Source organism: Streptomyces sp. NPDC037126 (assembly GCF_055605965.1).
Genome location: NZ_JBVJTD010000013.1, coordinates 82,582 through 102,497 on the forward strand (window position 1 = coordinate 82,582; position 19,916 = coordinate 102,497).

A 19,916-nucleotide genomic window follows, 5' to 3' on the forward strand; every position below is an offset into this window, starting at 1 on the left:
CGTGGGTCTCATGTGCGGGTGACGGCCGGGCCCGTCGCGAGCGGTGCGGGGGCCGGCCGGGGCGCGTGCGCGCCGCGCTTACGCTCTGCTGACCTCGACGGGCAGCCGGCGTACGCCGATGATCACGGCCGGATTCTGGAAGGTGACATCCCGGTAGGAAGGCACCGCCAGCCTGCGGAATCGTTTATGCAGCATGCCCAGCGCGATCCGTGCCTCCAGCCGCGCCAGCGGCGCGCCGAAGCAGAAGTGGATGCCGTGACCGAACGTCAGATGGGGATTGGGACGGCGGGTCACGTCGAGGACGTCGGGCGCCGCGAAGCGGGCCGGGTCCCGGTTTGCGGCGCCGAGGTGCACCATGAGCATCGTGTCGGCCGGGAGTTCGTGTCCGCCGAGGACGACCGGCCGCGCGACGCGGCGCCCCAGCTCGGGAAACGGGGGCAGCCAGCGCAGGACCTCCTCGACGGCGTCGGGGATCGCGGCGGGATCGGCGCGCAGCGCGGCGTCCGTGCCGGGGTGCCGGTCGAAGGTGACGATCGCGTTGCCGAGCAGCGCGGTGGTGGTGATGTGCCCGGCGACCAGCAGCAGGGCGACGAACCCGACCATCTCCTGGTCCCGCAGGCGCTCGCCGTCCACCTCGGCGGCGATGAGCGCGCTGGTCAGGTCGTCCCCGGGATGGGCGCGGCGGTGCCGGATGTGCTCCAGCATGTAGCCGTTCATCTCGCGCACCGTGGGGGCGATGGCCTCCAGGGCCCGTTCCAGATCGGCCATGTCCGGGGCCTCGCCGAGCTGGTCGCCCCCGAACAGGACGCTCGCCCACTCCTGGAAGAGCCGGTGTTCTCCGGCCGGGATGCCGAGCAGTTCGGCGATCACGATGATCGGCAGCGGATAGGCCAGGGCGTCGACCAGGTCGAACCGGTCCTGGTCCGCGACGGCGTCCAGCAGGCGGGCGCACACGGCCTCGATGCGGGGCCCGAGCCCCTGGACCACCCGGGGGGTGAACGCCTGGCTGACGAGGGTGCGGAGCTTGCGGTGCTCCGGTGGGTCCATGCCCACGAAGTTGCCCTGCCGGAAGGTGTCGAAGTCCGGCTGGCTGGGGGTGAGGGCGGTCAGGTCGGAGGAGTACGTGGCCGGATCGGCGAGCACGGCGGCGACGGTCTCGTGGCTCAGCACCTGCCACACGCCCTGGTCCTCGTCGTACCGCACGGGTCCGGTCTCGCGTAAGCGCCGCCAGCGGTCGGGTAAGACGTCCGACAGGAGCGGGTCACCCGTCAGTTGATTGCTGATCACGTTGTCTCCTTGTAGCGGCGCGCGGGCACGCGGGGAACCCGTCGTCGGTGCCGGAAACCGGCGGCGGAACGTGGCACGCCGGGCTCGAAACGGGTCATGGCCGGCGGGACGACCGGACGGGCGCGTGGGGTTCGGGTGACATGCGGGGCGGGCCGCCGGCCGGCGGCCGGACGCGGGGCCGCCCCAGCACGTGCGGTGGCCGGGAACGGCGGCTCGCCGCCCGTTCCCGCACAGACCAGTCCGACATGTCTCCCCCTTGGCGATACCCCCGCGCGAAGGCGCGCGGGATCGTGCCGGCCCCCTGTGAAACGACGGGCCTGTAATCGGCCGCCCGAAACGAAGCGGAGGAATAGACGCCACCGAACCGCACAGCCCCACGATGGGCAGGGAGCGCCGCCATTCACACCTTCGTTTCCACGGAACGCGGCCACAGTCTTCACCGTGGGTCACCCGATCGCAACCCCCGCAAGTTGAACGGAGAGTGCCGGGGCGAACCATTTGCGTCACCGTTCCGCCGAAGCGGGCGGATCGTACGGGCGGAAAAGGTCTCCGCCGGATTCCCGCCCCGGCGTGTGCCCCGGCGCCCCACCCGCAAACCCGCGTGCGCGGAAAATCCCCCCGCCGTGTCCCGGCCCGTCGTGCGGCCCGCGCCCGCCGCCCGGCCGGGCGGCCTCGGATCGCGCGGCTCGGCCCCGCCCTCGGCCCGGCTCCTGATCTGCGGTGACGGACGGGCGGTGGGGCGGGCGCGGCACGGCGGAGCCGGCTCGGGGCGACGCGGCGGGCCCGGGCCGGCACCGGTCCCCCGCGCCGCCGCCACCCGGACCGGACGGCGCCGTGGTGCCCGCGCGCCCGGGACGGCGGGGGGCCGGGTACCGGTGCCGGGCGGGGGAACAGATCCAGCCATCGGGAGGCGCGGGGGCGCACATGAGCCACATGTACGCCACGCACGCTTCCACTGTGCGGGCATGGGGCGGGGCGGACGGGGTAACCGTATGCATCCCCGCGGGGGACCGACGGCCCGCGGTGGGGGCGCTCGCCGTGCGCCGGGCGCCGCCGCGAGGGAGTGTTGATCCCTGGAGAGGGAGCCCCGATCCCCGGGGATGCGACGCGCGGCCGTTGCGAGGAGGTGGTCGGCGTGTCCGACGGGCCGGCGCCGGAGCAGGCACCGGCGGCCGCCGGGACGGCGGTCGGCCGGCCACTGCTGTCGGTCGCGCTGGCCGCGATGCTGGAGGAGGTGCACGCCCACTCGGGCGCGGTGTACCTGCTCCGACCCGATGAGCCGGTGCTGGAGATGGTCGTGCACGCGGGGCTGCCACGGGCGTTCGCGGCGCCGTGGGAACGGGTGGGGCTGAGCGCGCCGCTGCCGGTCGCGGACGCGGTGCGCGAGCGGCGGCTGGTCTGGGTGGGCGGCGAGGAGGAGATGGCGCGCCGGTATCCGCGGATCGCGGTGGTGCTGCCGTACCCCTTCGCGCTGGCCGCGCTGCCCGTGGCGACGGCGAACAGGGTGCACGGCGCGGTGTTCGTGACCTTCCCCGGGTCGCACCCGCCGGAGCTCTCCGGCGGGGAGCGGCTGCATCTGACGGCTGCGTGCGAGCGGCTGGCGCTGCGGCTGCAGCGGGATGCCGAGGCGGGCCGGCGGCTGGTGCGCGAGGCCGACGTGATCGAGGCGCCGCTGGCCGGCAGGGCGGACGCGCTGGGCTCGGTGGAGGCGGCCCGGCTGGTGTCCCGGCTGCCGTACGGGCTGATGGCGCTGGACCTGCACGGCCGGATCTCCTTCGCCAACGCGGCGGCCGCCGAACTGCTCGGGGTCCCGGTCCCCGACCTGCTCGGCACGCTGCCGTGGGTGGCCATCCACTGGCTGAACGACCCGATGTACGAGGACCGTTACCGGGCGGCGCTGATCAGCCAGGAGGCGACGTCGTTCGTGGCGATCCGGCCGCCGGGCGAGTGGCTGTCGTTCCGGCTGTATCCGAGCAGGACCGGGCTGAGCCTGCGGGTCACCCGGGCCCGGGCGGTGGCGGACATGGCACGGGACGCCCCGCAGCCGGGTCCGGGCCCGTCGCGGCTGGTGACGATCTCCCAGGTGCTGAGCCTCGCGGGGGCGCTGACCGAGGCGGTGGGCGTGCACGACGTGGTGCAGCTGGTCTGGGACGAGGTGGCCCCGGCGGTGGGCAGCCAGGCGATGGTGATCCTCGGCTCCGGGGGCGGGCGGCTGCATGTGCTGGGGCACCGCGGATACCCTGACGCCCACGTCGTGGAGCGGTTCGACGGGCTGCCGCTGAGCGAGCGGACGCCGGGCACGCACGTGCTGGGCACCGGGGTGCCCGCCTTCTTCGACACCCAGGAGCAGCTGGAACGGCTGTACCCGAACCGGCAGGTGACCCCGGACGGCTTCGCGGCCTGGGCGTACCTGCCGCTGATCGCGTCCGGGCGGCCGGTCGGCACCTGTGTGCTGGCCTATGCCGAGCCGCATGTCTTCCCCGCCGACGAGCGGGCCGTGCTGACCTCGATCGGCGGTCTGATCGCGCAGGCCCTGGAACGGGCCCAGCTCTACGACGCCAAGCACCGGCTGGCGCACGGGCTGCAGCAGGCACTGCTGCCGCACTCGCTGGCGCGGCTGCCGGGCATCGAGGCGGCCGCCCGCTATCTGCCGGCCACTCACGGCATGGAGATCGGCGGTGACTTCTACGACCTGGTGCCGGCCCGTCCGCTGCCGGCGGCCGTGATCGGGGACGTCCAGGGGCACAACGTGACGGCGGCCGGGCTGATGGGCCAGATCCGTACCGGGGTCCGCGCGTACACCACGGTGGGGCAGGACCCGCACGAGGTCATGAGCAGCACCAACCGGCTGCTGATCGACCTCGGCACGGACCTGTTCGCCAGCTGTCTGTATCTGCGCCTCGATCCGGCGGGCGGGCGGGCCGTGATGGCGCGGGCGGGGCATCCGCCGCCGCTGCTGAGGCGGCCGGACGGGCGGGTGCGGGTGCTGGACCTGGCCGGGGGTCCGCTGCTGGGCATCGACGCGTCGGCGGTGTATCCGACCACCGAGGTCTGCCTGGTGCCCGGCTCGGTCCTGGTGCTGTACACCGACGGCCTGGTGGAGACGCCCGGCGTCGACATCGAGGACGCGCTGGTCGATCTGGGCGCGCTGCTCGCGGAGGCGGGCGACCGGCCGCTGGAGAGCCTCGCGGACGAGGTCGTCCGGCACAGCGCGGCGGCCGCGCAGCGGGCGGACGACGTGGCGGTGCTGCTGCTGCGGGCGAACGGCGGCTGACGCGCACATGCCGCGGTCCGGCCCTCCCGCCGGAGGGCCGGACCGTCCCTGCCCACCGGAACCGCGGTGAGGCGGGCAGGGGTTCGGGGGCCCGGCTCAGCCGGTGGACGTGAGGGAGGAGCCGTCGCCGGCCGAGCCGTCGCCGGCCGAGCCGTCGCCGGCGGGGTCGGTCGCCGAGCCGCTGCCGGACTGGTCGCCGGCCGAGGCCGACGGGTCTGCGCTGCCGGCACCGGACTGGTCACCGGCACCGGACTGGTCACCGGCGCCCGCCTGGTCGCCCGCCGAGGCCGACGGGGCGGCGGAGCCCGACTGGTCGCCGGCGCCGTTGCCGTTGCCGTTGTTCCCGGCGTTGCCCGCACCGTTGCCGTTGCCGTTGTCGCCGGCATTGCCGCCGCCGGCGCCGAGGGTGGCGCCGGTGGCCTGGAGGGCCGCGGTGACCGGCTGGAAGAACGTCTCGCCGCCGTTGGTGCAGTCGCCGCTGCCGCCGGAGGTCAGGCCCACGGCGCTGCCGTCCTGGGTGAACAGCGAGCCGCCGCTGTCGCCGGCCTCGGCGCAGACGTTGGTCTGGATGAGGCCGTTGACGGTGTCGACGCCGCCGGGGTTCGTCTCGCTCTGGAAGTTCACCGTGGCGTCGAGGCCGGTCACCTGGCCGTTGTGCAGACCGGTGGTGGACCCCATCCGGAACACGGTCTCGCCGACCGTGGCGTCGGCGGCCTGGGTGATGTTGACGGTCTGGCCGTTGCCGACGTTGACCTCGCTCGGCGGCTTGGTGGCGGGGTCGTTGTACTTGACGAGGGAGAAGTCGTTGCCCGGGAACTTGGCCTGGTCGACGGTGGCGACGGGCTGCCCGTTCTGGGAGTCGGACCAGTCCTTGGCGGCGACCCCACAGTGACCGGCCGTCAGGAAGGCCGGGCTGCCGTCGGAGGCGGTGACGTTGAAGCCGAGGGAGCAGCGGACGCCGCCGCCCTGCACCTGGGCGAAGATGGCGTCGCCGCCCGAGACGAGGGTCTTGAAGCTGCCGGCGGACTTCTTCAGGGTGGCCATGCCGGAGCCGAGGCCGCGCACCGTCGACTGCAGTCTGTCCCACTTGGCGCCGGTGACGGAGCTGTCGGCGCTGACCTGGACCTTGTCGGTGCGCGGGTCGATGGCCCACGAGGTGCCGGGGATGGTCGCCTTGGCCTTCAGGGTCTTCGCCGCGGCCTTGAGGTCGGCGGTGCTGTTGTTCACCTTGCGGACGGCCGCGCCCGCCTTCTTCGCCTGCACGATGACGTTGTTGTCGCCGCTGACCACGTTGACGACCAGCTGCTTCTTGCCGCTGTCGTAGTAGGAGCCGGCGATGGCGTCGCCCAGTGCCTTCTGCAGCCGGCCGGCGAGTTCCGAGGCGTCCTTGGCCTTCAGGGTCTGCGCGCCGCCGGTGGCGGCCTGCATCTGGTTCTTGTCCTGCGAGGCGTTCGCGTTGGGCAGCAGGAGGGCCGCCGCTCCGAGCGCCGCGACACCGCCCACCGCTATCGCGGCTTTGCGCTTGGGCATTCGCTTGTGACTCAAACTTCTCGACCTCCTGGGGACGGGGGTCTGCCACTCATGGGCAGTTCTGATCGGGGCGCCTGGATGGCCGTTTGTACGCACCGGCCGCACGGTGTGTTCAATTCCGTTTGCCAACCGCCTTGGCGGCGGGGGGAATCGGCCACGCTCCGCGTGCCGCGCGAGGGGGTCGGGAACAATCCCCCGTATGACGATGACCAGCACCGAAGCCGACAAGATCCTCTCCGCCAACTTCGCCCCCTGGGTGCTCGATCTCGGGCTGACCGTCGAGTCGGTGGGCGAGGATCGCGCGGTCCTGCGTCTGCCCTGGTCGGACCGGCTGGCGCGGGAGGGCGGGGGTCTTTCGGGTCAGGCGCTGATGGCGGCGGCCGACACGGCGACGGTGATCGCGGTGTCGGCCGCGCGCGGCGCCTTCGTGCCGATGACGACGGTGCAGCAGTCGACGTCGTTCCAGCGGGCGGTGACGGGCTCGGATGTCCTGATCGAAGCGGTCCTGACGAAACTGGGCCGGCGGATGGCCTTCGCGGACGTCACGCTGAGCGACGCGGACTCGGGCGCGCTCGCGGCTCGGGCGAGCACGGTCTACGCGATCCTGGGCTGACACGCTCGGCTACCGGCCGGTAACGGTCAGCTGTCGACACGTACCGGAATCCCTGCTTCAGGGAATCTGCACATTGAATACTCAACCAAGTCACCGCCGTCAGCGGATCTGCACATCCGCGCGCCCCCGGCACGCCATTGGCGCGGAGTGCCGGATTCGCCGACGGGCAGGCAAGCCCTGGTACGCGGCGATGCCGTGCGGCATGTGAAGGAGTCGCCGACACCGCGTGCGCACACCTGCACGGATGAACCCCTCCATGAACCAAGTTGCCTGGTGAGAGCACTGGTTGATTGGAAGCGCGCCCCTCGTGCGTGCTTTGATCCATCGCACCGCGGGGGTCCGACGGGCCCGGAGACGGTGCCCGGCGCTCCGCGGCCGCGGCCGTCCGTCTGACCCCAGAGGGGGGCCGCTCTCCCCTTGTGAATATCCATATGAAGGGAAGTTCCATCATGAACTCCACCCCCCAGGTCGAGACCGTCGAGATCTCGGACGCCGAGCTGGACAGCGTTTCCGGCGGTCTTTCCGTGAACGCCCTCAACACCGTGACCGGTGCCGTCAACGGCCTCGCCCCGGTTTCCGGCCTGGTCGACACCGCCGTCGGCACGGTCGAGGGTGTCACCGGCCTGAACGTGGCCCCGGTTTCCGGCCTGGTCGCCGGTCTCTGATCGCGCCTCGTCGCATCGGAAGTCCCGGAGCCGTCACTCGGCTCCGGGACTCTCGGATGCCCTGAAACACCCGCGTCTCCCCCACAGGTGAGGGAAGTTCCGTGCAGTTCCGCCACCAGGCCCTCGCCAAGCTCCAGTCACCGGAGGAGCTGGACCTCCCGGTGCGTCTCGCCCGTCCGCAGGGCTGGCTCGCGCTGGGCGTCACCGTCGTCGTGATGGCGGCGGCCTCCGTCTGGGCGGTGACCGGTTCGGTCGCCTCCACGGTGAGCGCGCAGGCCATCCTCACCCACGGGCAGGGCAGTTACCTGCTGCAGAGCCCCGTGGCGGGGCAGGTGACGGCGGTCCTCGCCCGGCAGGGCGCGCAGCTGCCCGCGAACGCCCCGGTCCTCAAGGTCCGTACCGCGCAGGGCGATTCGGTGGTCCGTACCGTGGCCGCGGGCCGTGTCACCACGCTCGCCGCCACCATCGGCCAGATCATCCAGACCGGTGCGAACGTGGCCGCGGTGGAGAAGGCCGCCCACGCCTCGGACCCGCTGTACGCGACCGTGTACGTCCCCGCCGAGAACGCCGCCGCCATCCCCGCGGACGCCTCCGTCGACCTCACCGTGTCCTCGGTCCCCGCGCAGCGGTACGGCGTGCTGCGCGGCCGGGTGAAGTCCGTGGACCGCGCCGCGCAGTCCGCCCAGTCGATCGCCGCGTTCCTCGGCGACAGCCAGCTCGGCGAGCAGTTCACCCGTCAGGGCCGCCCGGTGGCCGTGCTGGTCGAACTGGACCGCGCGAAGGACACGAGGAGCGGCTACCGGTGGTCCACCGCCGACGGGCCGCCCTTCCGGCTCGACTCCATGACCCTCGCCTCCGGTTCGATCAGGCTGGCCGACCAGCACCCCGTCGATTGGCTGCTCCCGTGACCGTTCAGACCGGCGACGCCCGGCAGACCCGTGGCCGCAGACGGGCCGCCCCCACCCGGCGCCCGGTCCCCAAGTCCCGTACCGGCACCGTCCGTACCCCCACCGTCCTCCAGATGGAGGCCGTCGAGTGCGGCGCCGCCTCCCTGGCCATGGTCCTCGGCCACTACGGCCGGCACGTCCCGCTGGAGGAGCTGCGCATCGCCTGCGGTGTCTCCCGGGACGGCTCGCGCGCCAGCAACCTGCTGAAGGCGGCGCGCGGTTACGGCCTGACGGCCAAGGGCATGCAGATGGACCTGGCGGCCCTCGCCGAGGTGCGCGCCCCGGCCATCCTCTTCTGGGAGTTCAACCACTACGTCGTCTACGACGGCATGGGCCGCCGCTTCGGCCGGCGGGGCGTCCACATCAACGACCCCGCCAAGGGCCGCCGTTTCGTTCCCATGGAGGAGTTCGACGGCAGCTTCACCGGTGTCGTGCTGGTGCTGGAGCCCGGCGAGGACTTCACCAGGGGAGGGCGCAGGCCCGGCGTGCTCGGGGCGATGCCGGCCCGGCTGCGCGGCACCGCCGGCACCCTGCCCGCCGCGGTGCTGGCCAGCCTGCTGCTCGTCGCGGTCGGCGCGGCCGTGCCGGCGCTCAGCCGCACCTACATCGACATGTTCCTCATCGGCGGGCAGACCTCGCTGCTGGGCGTGCTGTTCGCCTCGATGGCCACCTGTGTGCTGCTCACCCTGGCGCTGACCTGGCTCCAGCAGGCCAACCTGCTGCACGGCCGGATCATCTCCTCCACCCTCTCCAGCGCCCGCTTCCTGCGCCATCTGCTGCGCCTGCCGGTGACGTTCTTCGCCCAGCGCTCCCCCGCCGACCTGGTGCAGCGCCTGCAGTCCAACGACCAGGTGGCGGAGACCCTGGCCCGGGACCTCGCCGCGGCCGGCGTCGACGCGATCGTCGTCGTGCTGTACGCGGTGCTCCTCTACACCTACGACCCGCAACTGACCTTCCTCGGCATCGGTGTGGCCCTGCTGAACGTGGTGGCGATGCGGCTGGTCGTACGGCTGCGCGCGACCCGGACGGCGAAGCTGCGCGCGGACACCGCGCGGCTCACCAACACGTCGTACACCGGGCTGCAGCTGATCGAGACGATGAAGGCGACCGGCGGCGAGGACGGCTACTTCCGCAAGTGGGCCGGGCAGCACGCCGCCACGCTGGAGGAGCAGCAACGCCTCGGCGTGCCGAGCGCCTGGCTGGGCGTGGTCGCGCCGACGCTGGCCACCTTCAACAGCGCGCTGATCCTGTGGATCGGCGGTCTGCGCGCGGTCGAGGGGCACATCTCGGTGGGCCTGCTCGTCGCCTTCCAGGCCCTGGTCACCCGCTTCACCGCCCCGCTCACCCGGCTCAACGGCGTGGCGGGCCGCATCCAGGACTTCGCGGCCGACGTGGCCCGGCTGAAGGACGTCGAGAACTTCCAGGCCGACCCGCTCTACGCACGCCCCGGCGGGGGCGACTCCACCCGCCGGCTGCACGGGTACGTCGAACTGGAGAACGTCACCTTCGGCTACAGCCCCCTGGACAAGCCGCTGCTCAGCGGCTTCGACCTCACCGTGGGCCCCGGGCAGCAGGTGGCGCTGGTGGGCGGCTCCGGCAGCGGCAAGTCGACCGTGTCCCGGCTGATCTCGGGACTGTACGCGCCCTGGGACGGGGTGATCCGCATCGACGGCCGCCGGCTGGAGGACATCCCGCGGGGCGCGCTCGCCGCCTCCGTCTCCTTCGTCGACCAGGAGGTGTTCCTGTTCGAGGGCTCGGTCCGCGACAACGTCGCCCTGTGGGACCCCTCGATCCCCGACGAGGCGGTGGTCGAGGCGCTGAAGGACGCGGCCCTGTACGACGTGGTGACGCGCCGCCCCGGCGGTGTCCACAGCCGGGTCGAGCAGGACGGGCGGAACTTCTCCGGCGGCCAGCGCCAGCGCCTGGAGATCGCCCGGGCGCTGGTGCGCGGGCCGAGCATCCTCGTGCTGGACGAGGTGACCAGCGCGCTGGACGCCGAGACGGAACTGGTCGTGATGGACAACCTGCGCCGGCGCGGCTGCGCCTGCGTGGTGATCGCGCACCGGCTGAGCACGGTCCGCGACAGCGACGAGATCGTCGTGCTGCAGCACGGCACGGTGGTCGAGCGCGGACGGCACGAGGAGCTGGTGGCGCGCGGCGGCGCGTACGCGGCGCTGGTCAGGGAGCGGTGAGATGACGTCCGTGCACGACGGCGACCTGGTACTCGGCGCGCTCGGCTCGCTGGGCACCCGGGTCGACTGCGCCGGCTCCAACCGCCTGGACCTGGAGGGTCCGCAGGTGCTGTGGCTGGTCGCGGCCGGCGCCCTGGACCTGTTCGCGGTGGACGCCGCCCAGCAGGGCCACTGGCACCACCTGGGCCGGCTGGAGGCGGGCGCGCTGCTGCTCGGCCCGGTGTCGGGCCCCCAGCACACGCTGGTGGCCCGCCCGGTCCGGGACTGCGTGGTGCACCGCGTCGGCCTGCGCGAGCTGTACCAGCCGGCCAACACCCAGACCTGGTCGTACGACCAGTACGGCAACCCGCAGTACGTGCCGCCCACGACCAGCCCCCTGGAGTACGCGCTGGCGCTGGGCGTCGGCCGGGGACTGTCCGTCCTGTTCCAGGCGCCGATGGCCGAGGAGAGGGCCCAGGCCCCCGCCGACGACGACGTGTTCTGGATGCAGGTGCCGCCCGGCAGCGTGCAGTACGGCTCGCTGTACGGCGCGGAGGCCGCCGCCGACCTGCTGATGGACCCGGCGCTGTGGCAGAGCATGGTCGACCAGCAGTACCGGCTGCTGACCGCCCTCGACCGCTGGATCGAGCAGCTGGAGCGCACCCACGAGACGCGTACGGCCGCCGGTATCAAGGCCGGCGAGGCCGTGCGCGCCCAGGCGGACCAGACCCTGCTCGCCTCCATCGGCAAGCGCTCGGCCCGCCGGACGACGGCCGCCGACGCCGACGCCACCCACGCAGCCTGCCGACTGGTCGCCGAGGCGGCCGGGATCACGCTGGCGGAGCCCGCGCAGAGCGGCACCGAGAGCGAGCGGCTCGACCCGGTGGAGCGGGTCGCGCTGGCCTCCCGGGTGCGTACCCGTGCCGTCCGCCTGGACGGCCGCTGGTGGCGGGAGAACGTGGGCCCGCTGGTCGGGCACCGGGCGCTGTCCGGTGCCCCGGTCGCCCTGCTGTGGCGGCACGGCGGCTATGTGGCGGTGCACCCGGGCACCGGCCGGGAGACGCCGGTCGAGCGGGCGAACGCGGAGGAGTTCGAGCCGCGCGCGGTCATGTTCTACCGGCCACTGCCCGACAAGCGGCTGGGCCCGGTGGGCCTGCTGCGGTTCAGCCTGAGCGGCACCCGCGGCGACCTGCTCAGTCTGCTCCTCGCGGGGCTGGTGACGGTCGCGATCGGCGCGCTGGTGCCGGTCGCGACGGGCAAGGTGCTCGGCGAGTACGTGCCGCGGGCGCAGGTGGGCCTGATCGTCCAGGTGTGCCTGGCGGTGATGGTCACCGGGGTGGTGGCGGCGGCCTTCACGCTGCTGGAGAACCTGTCCATCCTGCGGCTGGAGGGCCGGATCGAGGCGGCGCTCCAGCCGGCCGTCTGGGACCGGCTGCTCCGGCTGCCGACACGCTTCTTCACCCAGCGCTCGACCGGCGAGCTGGCCAGCGCCGCCATGGGGATCAGCCATATGCGCCGGCTGCTGGCGGGCGTCGGTCCGGTGGTCGCCCAGTCGGTGACGGTCGGCGCGATGAACCTGGGTCTGCTGCTGTGGTACAGCGTCCCGATGGCGCTCGCGGCGATCGGCATGCTCGTCGTCATCGCGGGCGTGTTCCTGGGGCTCGGACTGTGGCAGGTGCGCTGGCAGCGGCGCCTGGTGGTGCTCGGCAACAAGCTGAACAACCAGGCCTTCCAGACCCTGCGCGGCCTGCCCAAGCTGCGGGTGGCCGCGGCCGAGAACTACGCGTACGCGGCCTGGGCCCGGGAGTTCGCCCGCAGCCGGGAACTGCAGCAGAGGGTCGGCCGGATCAAGAACCTCACCACGGTCCTCGGCGCGGTCTACCTGCCGGTGTGCACGCTGCTGATGTTCATGCTGCTGGCGGGCCCGGCGAAGGGCACGCTGTCGGCGGCGGACTTCCTCACCTTCAACACCTCGGTGACCATGCTGCTCACCTCGGTCACCCAGCTGACCGGCGCGTTCGTCTCGGCTGTGGCCGCGCTGCCGCTGTTCGAGGAGATCCGGCCGGTGCTCGACGCGACCCCGGAGGTCCGCACCGCGAGCACCCGTCCGGGCCCGCTCTCCGGCGCGCTGGAGACCCGCCGGCTGTCCTTCCGGTACGCCGACGACGGCCCCCTCGTCCTCGACGACGTGTCCTTCGCGGTCCGACCGGGCGAGTTCGTGGCGGTCGTCGGACCGAGCGGCTGCGGCAAGTCCACCCTGCTGCGCCTGCTCATCGGCTTCGACCGGCCGGTCTCGGGCAGCGTCCTGTACGACGGCCAGGACCTCGCGGCGCTCGACCAGTCGGCGGTGCGCCGCCAGTGCGGGGTGGTCCTGCAGCACGCCCAGCCGTTCACCGGCTCCATCCTGGACGTCATCTGCGGCACCGAGCCGTACACGCCGGAGGAGGCGATGGCGGCGGCCGAGATGGCGGGACTCGCGGAGGACATCCAGCGGATGCCGATGGGCCTGCACACCATCGTCTCGGGCAGCGGGGCGGTCTCCGGCGGGCAGCGGCAGCGCCTGATGATCGCGCAGGCGCTGATCCGCCGTCCGCGGATCGTGTTCTTCGACGAGGCGACCAGCGCCCTGGACAACGACACCCAGCGCATCGTCATCGAGAGCACCCGCAAGCTGAACGCCACCCGGATCGTCATCGCCCACCGGCTGTCGACGGTGCTGGACGCGGACCGGGTGATCGTGATGGAGGACGGCAAGGTGGTCCAGCAGGGCTCCCCGGCCGACCTGCTCGCGGACACCTCGGGGCGGCTGCACGAACTGGTGCGCCGGCAGCTGGCCTAGAGAGTCTCCGGCCGGTCGTCCGGCTCGTCGTGGTGGGTCGGCGTCCAGTGGTGCTCGCAGAACCAGCGGCCGAACACGGCGCCGCCGTAGATGACGAACCCGACGCCGATGAGCCAGGACTCGACGACGAGGACGGTGCCGACGGCGCCGTAGCTCAGGGCGTTGGTGACGATGAGCGGGGTGAAGACGAGGTAGGAGAAGGCCCGCAGGCCGGCCAGTCCGATGACGGTGGCCAGGGCCCCGGGCAGCAGGTCGCGCCAGCGGATCTGGTTGCCCAGCAGGAAGCGCTGCCCCCACCAGAAGAAGACGACGCCGCTCACCGTGGACAGCACGATCCGCTGGTACCCGTGCAGCGCCGACTTCGTCGCCACCTCCTGGTACAGGTACCCGGTCAGCACCACCAGCCAGGTCGCCTGCCGCCACACCCGGTGCCACGGGCCGGACGCGAGGCCCCAGATGCGCTCGTAGGCGTTCTGCACGCTGCCGCCGAAGGACACGCCGAACACGGCGAGCAGGACCGCGCTCCAGACACTCGTGGTGCCGATGACGTTGCGGGGCGGGCTGATGACGTCGGTGAGCGCCTGCGCGGACCGGCCGGACAGCCCCATGCCGTCGGTGAGCCAGGAGGCGAAGCCGCCGCGCACCAGCGGATCGGCGGCGGCCACCACGATCAGCAGCGGGGCCAGGGTCACCAGCGCCAGGGTGGCGAAGCCCATCGCCCGGTGCATCAGCTCCAGTTCGCGGCCGTGCGCGAACAGGGCCTGGACCCGAAGCCACTCCCAAGCGCGGTGCAGGCCGCGCCGCAACCGCCTCACGGCTCCTCCCGTGCTCGCCGCCGCACGCCCGCCGCCGGTGCCGACGGCGCCCCGTGCTGGTACCCGGGGTGCCCGCATGCCTCGGATTCACTCTGGCACGGACCGGGCGGCTCGCCACCGAGGAGACCGCCACATGGGTTGGCCGGCACCCGCCGGGCGGTACGCAGGAGCGACACAGGCCGGCGGTTCGGCGGTTTGCCCGCGCCGGCACCGGAGAATCGGACCCCGTGCGTACTTCTGCCGAGGTGCCCCACGGGGAGCAGGTCCCGCCGGGCGGCCGCCGCCGGACGCTGATCGTGAGCGCGAGCATGGGCGCCGGCCACGACACGGTCGCGGCCGAACTGGCCCGGCGCGCCGGGTCGTACGGCCACGAGCCCTTCGTGGTCGACGTCCTCACCCTGCTGCCGTACGGGCTGGGGACGGGACTGCGCCGCTGCTACCAGGCGTCGGTCCGGCACGCCCCGTGGGCGTACGCGGGCGTCTACGGCGCGTTCCTGCGCGGCGGCCCCGGCCGGGGCCCCAGCGGTGTGCCGCTGGCCCGGCTCGCCGGGGACCGGCTGCTCGGCCTCGCGGACCGCCTCGGCGCCGACGTGATCGTGTCCGTCTTCCACCTCGCGGCGCAGCTGACCGGCCATCTCAGGTCCCGGGGGCGGCTGCGGGTGCCGAGCGCGGTCTTCCTGGTGGACTTCGCGGTGCACCGGCAGTGGCTGCACCCGGGCAACGACCGCTATCTGTGCCTCACGGACACGGCCGCGCGGGAGGTGCGCCGAAGCCTCGGCACGCCGGCCGTGACGACCGGTCCGGTCGTGGCGCCGGACTTCCTCGCACCGGGGCCCGGGGCCGCCCGGTGGCGGGAGCGGTTCGCCCGGCTGGCACCCGGCAGGCCGCCGGTGCTGCTGTCCGCGGGCGCCTGGGGGGCGGCCTCCCGGCCGGCCGCCACGGCCGGGCTGCTCGCCGGCGCCGGGTATCTGCCGGTGGTGCTGTGCGGCCGCAACCGGCGGCTTCTGGACCGGCTCGGCCGGGTGCCGGGCGCGCTCGCCCTGGACTGGGTCGACGACATGCCCGGGCTGCTGTCCGCCGCGCACGCCCTGCTGGACAACGCGGCCGGCCAGACCGCCGTCCAGGCCCTCGCCGCCGGGCTCCCCGTGGTCGCGTACCGGCCGCTGCCCGGCCACGGCCTCGACGGGGTGCGCCAGATGGCAGGCCTCGGCCTCGTGGAGTACGCCCCGGATGCCCCCGCCCTGCTGTCGGCCCTCGGCGCCGTCACGGGGTCCCGTGCGGCGGGCTCCGCCCGCGCCCTCTTCCGGCGCGACCCGATGGCGTCCGTGGCGGAGCTCGCCGGTCCGGCCACGCCGTGACCCGCACCGGGGCCGCGCGCGGGTGCCCCGGTCAGCTCCGGTCCCGGGCAGGGGATCCATGGTCGCGCAGGGGGCCGACGGTCAGGCCTGCCTCACGGCAGTCGGTGACGATGGCGGGCAGCGCGTCGAGGGTGGCGTACCAGCAGTCCGGGGCGGAGCAGCGGTCGGAGTCGTGCAGCAGGATCGTGCCGCCCGCGCGCAGGTCGGCGGCGACCAGGGCGCGCACGGACTCCCCGGTGGCGTCGGCGCGCCAGTCCTTGCCCCAGGCGGACCACAGCACCGGCCGCAGCCCGGCCCGGCGGGCGGCCAGCCAGCGGCCCGAGGTGAGGATGCCGTACGGCGGGCGGTACCACTGCGGCCGGTGACCGGTGATGTCGTGCACCGCGCGGGCGGCCCGGGCGACGCCCGCGGTCTCCCGGGCGACGGCGGGCCGCCAGGGCCGGTCGTGGGTCCAGCCGTGCACCGCGACCTCGTGTCCCCGCCGGGCGGTCTCCTCGACGAGCCCGGGATGGCGCACCGCGTGCTCCCCGAGGACGAAGAACGTGGCCCGCACGCCGAGCCGGTCGAGGGTGTCCAGGAAGCGGGGCGTGGCGGCCGGGTCGGGGCCGTCGTCGAAGGTCAGGGCGACGTGGTGGCGGGGGCCGGTGCCGGCGAGCCGGGGGAACAACGGCAGTCGCACGCCGGGGAGCCAGGTGGCGGCCGGCCCGATGTGGGCCCCGGCGACGGCCAGGGGCAGCAGGACGGCCGCGGCGCGCCGGACGCGGGCGGAGGTGGCTGACATCGGTGACCTGCCTCAGTGTTCGTGGCGCATCGGTAGCTGTGCGCCGTTCCCGTTCTCCGGACCCTCCTCGGCCGGGGTGTCCCACTCCCCGCCGAGGGACGAGACGTTCGCCAGGCCGATGCTGCCGGCCCCGATCAGCGCGACGCCCACGAGCTCCGGGATCACCCGCAGCCCCAGCTGGATGGACTCCCCGAACAGCGCCCACCCGAGCGCGATGCTGGTGAGCGCGTCGCCGAGGGTGAGCGCGGGCTGGGAGGCGGCCAGCGAACCGGCACGGAACGCACTCTGCAGCAGCAGGAAGGCGACGAGCCCGGCGACGGCGGTGGCGTACGGCGACCAGTGCGTGAACATCACGTCCGGCCCCTGTCCGAGCCGGCCGACGGCCTCCTTGAGGAAGGAGGCGGTGGTGGCGAAGGACACCGCGGAGGCGAAGCCGAGCAGCGCGGCCCGGGAGGCGCCCCGTGCCGGACGGGCGGCCAGCACGAGCAGCACCACCGCGCCGAACGCGGCGCCGCCCGCCATGAGCCAGGCGCCGACCGGCGCGTCGCTGCGGCCCGGCTTCGGCGAGGCGGCCACGAGGAAGACCGCCAGCCCCACGGCGAGGGCGCCGAACGCCAGCCAGGTGCGGCGGTCGGGCCGGCGCCGGAAGACGAGGCTGCCCACCACCAGCGTGAACAGCAGCTCCGCGGCGAGCAGGGGCTGGACGAGGGAGAGGCTGCCCACGGCCAGCGCCCAGCCCTGGAGCACGGCGGACAGCATGAGCAGGCCCACGCCCACGAGCCAGTCCGGGCGCCGCAGCAGCCGTCCGAATCGGGGCGCCGCCTGTCCTCGGCCCTCGTGCCGGTCCGGCTCGACCACGGCGGCGGCCCTGCGTTGCAGCACCGAGGCGGACGCGTTCGACAGCGCCGCGCACAGCGCCAGCACGACCGTCAGGGTGATCACGGCCGCTCACCCGAAATGCGCGGCGAGTCGCCGGTAGAGCCCCGGCGCGGCCCCCCGCACCCGGGCGGGGAACCGGAGCCAGCCGGGGACGTAGACCTCGTCCTTGCCGCGCCGGACCGCGTCGAGCACGGCGTCCGCCACCCGCTCGGGCGGCACGGGCCTGGGCCAGGACCGCCGGTACGGGACGCCTCGCCGGTCGAAGAAGGGCGTGTCGACCACGCCGGGGACCACATGGGTGACGCCCACGCCGGTGCCCCGCAGCTCGTAGCGCAGCGCGTCGGCGAACGCGGCCACGGCGGCCTTGGTGGCGGAGTACACCGCTTCCCCGCGCACGCCCACGCTGCCCGCGACGGAGCCGAGCAGCACGATGCGCCCGGAGCCGGCGGCGACCATGTGCGGCAGCAGTCCGCGCACCAGGTGCAGGGTGGCCAGCAGGTCGATGCCGACCAGTTCCTCGATGCGGGCCCGGGGCATGCCGGTGAAGTCACCGGCCCAGCCGACCCCGGCTGCCGCCACGATCAGGTCGACGCGGCCCAGGTGTTCGAGCACCGCCTCGGTCAGCCGGACGTCGGCGCCGGGCCGGGTCAGGTCCGCGGGCACGGCCACGGCCGACATCTCGGCGGCCACATGCTCCAAACGGGTGGCGTCGCGGCCGTTCAGCACCATCCGCCAGCCGCCGTCGGCGGCCAGCCGGCGGGCCACGGCCGCGCCGATGCCGGAGGAGGCACCCGTCACCAGGGCCGTGCCGCCGCGCGTCGCCCGGTCGTCGCCGGGCCGGGGGCCGGGGCCCGCCTCCGGGACGGAACTCGCCACCGGCCGTGCGCGGTTCGAGGGTCCTGCGGGGGACGGGGCATGGGACATGGTGGCGACCTCACAGCGACGGTGTGCGCGGGCTCGCGAACTCCGGGTCCGAACCCTCGCGGTGTATCCAGGGCGCCACAGGCTGAAACACCGCGCACGCGGAGCGGCCCGCCGGGCCGCTCCGCGGACGGGCCGCTGCGCCCCGAGTCGCCCGGCGGGCCGTCCGGGGCGATCATGAGGGGACCGTGGGGCGACGGGCCGGAGGAGCGCATGCGGCACACCGACGTACTGATCGCCGGGGCGGGCCCGGTCGGCCTGACCGCCGCACTGGAACTGCGCCGGCGTGGCGTCGGCTGCCGGCTGGTCGACCGGCTGCCGGAGCGGTTGCCGTACGCCAAGGCCGTCGGCATCCAGCCGAGGACGTTCGAGCTGTGGGAGCGGATGGGCGTGGCCCGCGCGGCGGCGGACGCGGCGGTGCCCCTGCGCGGCCAGCTGGTCCACGTCAACGGTGCCGAGCAGGCGCGGATCGACCTGACGCTGCCGGCGGAGGTGCCGTACGGCTTCGCGTGCCTGCCGCAGTACGACACCGAGCGGATCCTCGAGGAGCGCCTGGCCGACTTCGGCGGACGCGTCGAACGCGGCACGGAACTGGTCTCCTTCGCCCAGGACGCCGACGGCGTCACCAGCGGGCTGCGCACCGGCTCCGGGGAGGAGCTGGAGATCCGCTCCCGGTACCTGGTCGGGTGCGACGGCGCGCACAGCCTGGTGCGCAAGGGGCTGGGGCTGTCCTTCGAGGGCGGGGCGCTGCCCGAGGAGTACATGCTCGCCGACGTCGAGGTCGACTGGGACATGCCGGCCGGATACGCCGTGCGGTCCATGCACGTCACGGACGAGGGCGAGGTCGACGACCTGCTGGTGTGCATCCCGCTACCGGGCAGGAGCCGCTACCGCCTGTCCATGCGGGTACCGCCCGAGCTGTCGCGGGGGACGCGGTCCGGCGCCGGTGACCCGGTGGCCCACGGCCTGGAGCCGGAGCGCGCCCCGCGCCTGGAGCACGTGCAGGCGGTGCTGGACCGGCTGGCGCCACGGCCGGCCACGGCGTCGGCGCCGCGCTGGTCGTCGGTGTTCCGCATCAGCCACCGCATCGTGGACCGCTACGGCGAGGGCCGGGTCTTCGTCGCCGGCGACGCCGCGCACATCCATCCGCCGACCGGCGCCCAGGGCATGAACACCGGCGTCCAGGACGCCTCCAACCTCGCCTGGAAGCTGGTGCTCGCGGTGGCCGGCCACGGTCGGCCCCAGCTGCTGGAGAGCTACGACGCGGAGCGCCGCCCGGTCGGCGAGGAGGTGGTGGGCCGCACCCTGCGGCACGCGTCCCAGGGCGTGCGGGCCGACCCCGACGATCCCGGCACCGCCCTGCTGCGCGAGGCGCAGCTGCTGATCGCCTACCCGGACAGCCCCCTGGTCGGGACCGGCGCCTTCGGACCCGCCCCGGCGGCGGGCGACCGTGCCCCCGACTGCGGCGGCCTGCGCGACGCGATCGCCGCGTTCCCCCTCCGCCTGCACGAGGTGCTGCGCGCACACGACCACGCCCTGCTGCTCCACGCGGACTCCGCCGACGGCACCCGGGGCTTCGCCGAACTGGCCGAGTCGGCACGGCGCGGGGCCCACGGCAGGCTCGCCGTGTACTGCGTGCTGCCGGACGGCGTGGACCCGGGCCCGCTGCCCCTGCCGGTGCTCGTGGACGGGCGCGGCGAGTTCCGCGCGCGGTACGCGAGCGAGGGCGGCACGGCGTACCTGGTGCGCCCGGACGGGTACCTCGGGGCGCGGGTGGCCGCGGCCGGGCCCGCGTCCCTGTCGGCGGCCCTGGCCCGCGTGTTCGCCGGCTGACCG

14 protein-coding genes are annotated in these 19,916 nt (G+C 74.2%); 8 read left to right on the forward strand and 6 right to left on the reverse strand.

Annotation, left to right across the window (positions count from 1 at the left end; translation table 11 throughout):
* Positions 1-78: 78 nt before the first annotated feature.
* Entirely contained in the window at positions 79-1,287 is a 1,209-nt protein-coding gene (locus tag ACZ7FF_RS26230) for a cytochrome P450 (RefSeq protein WP_470814810.1), read from the reverse strand.
* Positions 1,288-2,413: 1,126 nt separating this feature from the next.
* Between ACZ7FF_RS26230 and ACZ7FF_RS26235 the strand changes: the two genes are divergently transcribed.
* Positions 2,414-4,561, forward strand: a complete 2,148-nt coding sequence (locus ACZ7FF_RS26235) for a SpoIIE family protein phosphatase (RefSeq protein WP_470814812.1) — start codon at positions 2,414-2,416, stop codon at positions 4,559-4,561.
* Between the two features lie 96 nt (positions 4,562-4,657).
* Here the strand turns inward: ACZ7FF_RS26235 and ACZ7FF_RS26240 are convergent, their stop codons facing one another.
* Complete coding sequence (locus ACZ7FF_RS26240) at positions 4,658-6,091, reverse strand: S1 family peptidase (RefSeq protein ID WP_470815068.1); 1,434 nt, start codon at positions 6,089-6,091, stop codon at positions 4,658-4,660.
* Positions 6,092-6,290: 199 nt separating this feature from the next.
* Between ACZ7FF_RS26240 and ACZ7FF_RS26245 the strand changes: the two genes are divergently transcribed.
* From ACZ7FF_RS26245 to ACZ7FF_RS26265, 5 genes are all read left to right on the forward strand, one after another.
* Positions 6,291-6,704, forward strand: a complete 414-nt coding sequence (locus ACZ7FF_RS26245; RefSeq protein WP_470814814.1) for a PaaI family thioesterase — start codon at positions 6,291-6,293, stop codon at positions 6,702-6,704.
* Between the two features lie 449 nt (positions 6,705-7,153).
* On the forward strand, positions 7,154-7,369 hold the full coding sequence (locus tag ACZ7FF_RS26250; protein ID WP_470814815.1) for a type A2 lantipeptide: 216 nt from the start codon (positions 7,154-7,156) through the stop codon (positions 7,367-7,369).
* Positions 7,370-7,470: 101 nt separating this feature from the next.
* Positions 7,471-8,277: a hypothetical protein gene (locus ACZ7FF_RS26255; protein ID WP_470814817.1), complete on the forward strand. Its 807-nt coding sequence runs from the start codon at positions 7,471-7,473 to the stop codon at positions 8,275-8,277.
* The gene (locus ACZ7FF_RS26260) at positions 8,274-10,508 is read left to right on the forward strand and encodes an NHLP family bacteriocin export ABC transporter peptidase/permease/ATPase subunit (protein ID WP_470814818.1); all 2,235 of its coding nucleotides are present in this window, start codon (positions 8,274-8,276) and stop codon (positions 10,506-10,508) included. The genes ACZ7FF_RS26255 and ACZ7FF_RS26260 overlap by 4 nt, the downstream gene beginning before the upstream one ends.
* A 1-nt stretch (position 10,509) precedes the next feature.
* Positions 10,510-13,326 carry an NHLP bacteriocin export ABC transporter permease/ATPase subunit gene (locus tag ACZ7FF_RS26265; RefSeq protein ID WP_470814820.1) on the forward strand — a complete coding sequence of 939 codons (2,817 nt, stop codon included), beginning with the start codon at positions 10,510-10,512 and terminating at the stop codon, positions 13,324-13,326.
* Here ACZ7FF_RS26265 and ACZ7FF_RS26270 read toward each other — a convergent pair.
* Positions 13,323-14,141, reverse strand: coding sequence for a ribonuclease BN (locus tag ACZ7FF_RS26270; RefSeq protein ID WP_470814822.1), 819 nt, complete (start codon positions 14,139-14,141; stop codon positions 13,323-13,325). The genes ACZ7FF_RS26265 and ACZ7FF_RS26270 overlap by 4 nt on opposite strands.
* A 245-nt stretch (positions 14,142-14,386) precedes the next feature.
* Here ACZ7FF_RS26270 and ACZ7FF_RS26275 point away from each other — a divergent pair, with 245 nt between their 5' ends.
* Positions 14,387-15,499, forward strand: a complete 1,113-nt coding sequence (locus ACZ7FF_RS26275; protein WP_470815069.1) for an MGDG synthase family glycosyltransferase — start codon at positions 14,387-14,389, stop codon at positions 15,497-15,499.
* 31 nt (positions 15,500-15,530) lie between these two features.
* Here the strand turns inward: ACZ7FF_RS26275 and ACZ7FF_RS26280 are convergent, their stop codons facing one another.
* The 3 genes from ACZ7FF_RS26280 to ACZ7FF_RS26290 are packed head-to-tail and all read right to left on the reverse strand — an operon-like array spanning position 15,531 to position 18,083.
* Positions 15,531-16,280 carry a polysaccharide deacetylase family protein gene (locus tag ACZ7FF_RS26280; protein WP_470814823.1) on the reverse strand — a complete coding sequence of 250 codons (750 nt, stop codon included), beginning with the start codon at positions 16,278-16,280 and terminating at the stop codon, positions 15,531-15,533.
* A gap of 12 nt (positions 16,281-16,292) precedes the next feature.
* Positions 16,293-17,222, reverse strand: a complete 930-nt coding sequence (locus ACZ7FF_RS26285; RefSeq protein WP_470814824.1) for a DMT family transporter — start codon at positions 17,220-17,222, stop codon at positions 16,293-16,295.
* A gap of 6 nt (positions 17,223-17,228) precedes the next feature.
* Positions 17,229-18,083, reverse strand: a complete 855-nt coding sequence (locus tag ACZ7FF_RS26290) for an SDR family NAD(P)-dependent oxidoreductase (protein ID WP_470814825.1) — start codon at positions 18,081-18,083, stop codon at positions 17,229-17,231.
* Between the two features lie 210 nt (positions 18,084-18,293).
* Here ACZ7FF_RS26290 and ACZ7FF_RS26295 point away from each other — a divergent pair, with 210 nt between their 5' ends.
* Positions 18,294-19,913, forward strand: coding sequence for an FAD-dependent monooxygenase (locus ACZ7FF_RS26295; protein ID WP_470814827.1), 1,620 nt, complete (start codon positions 18,294-18,296; stop codon positions 19,911-19,913).
* The last annotated feature ends 3 nt before the right edge of the window (positions 19,914-19,916 follow it).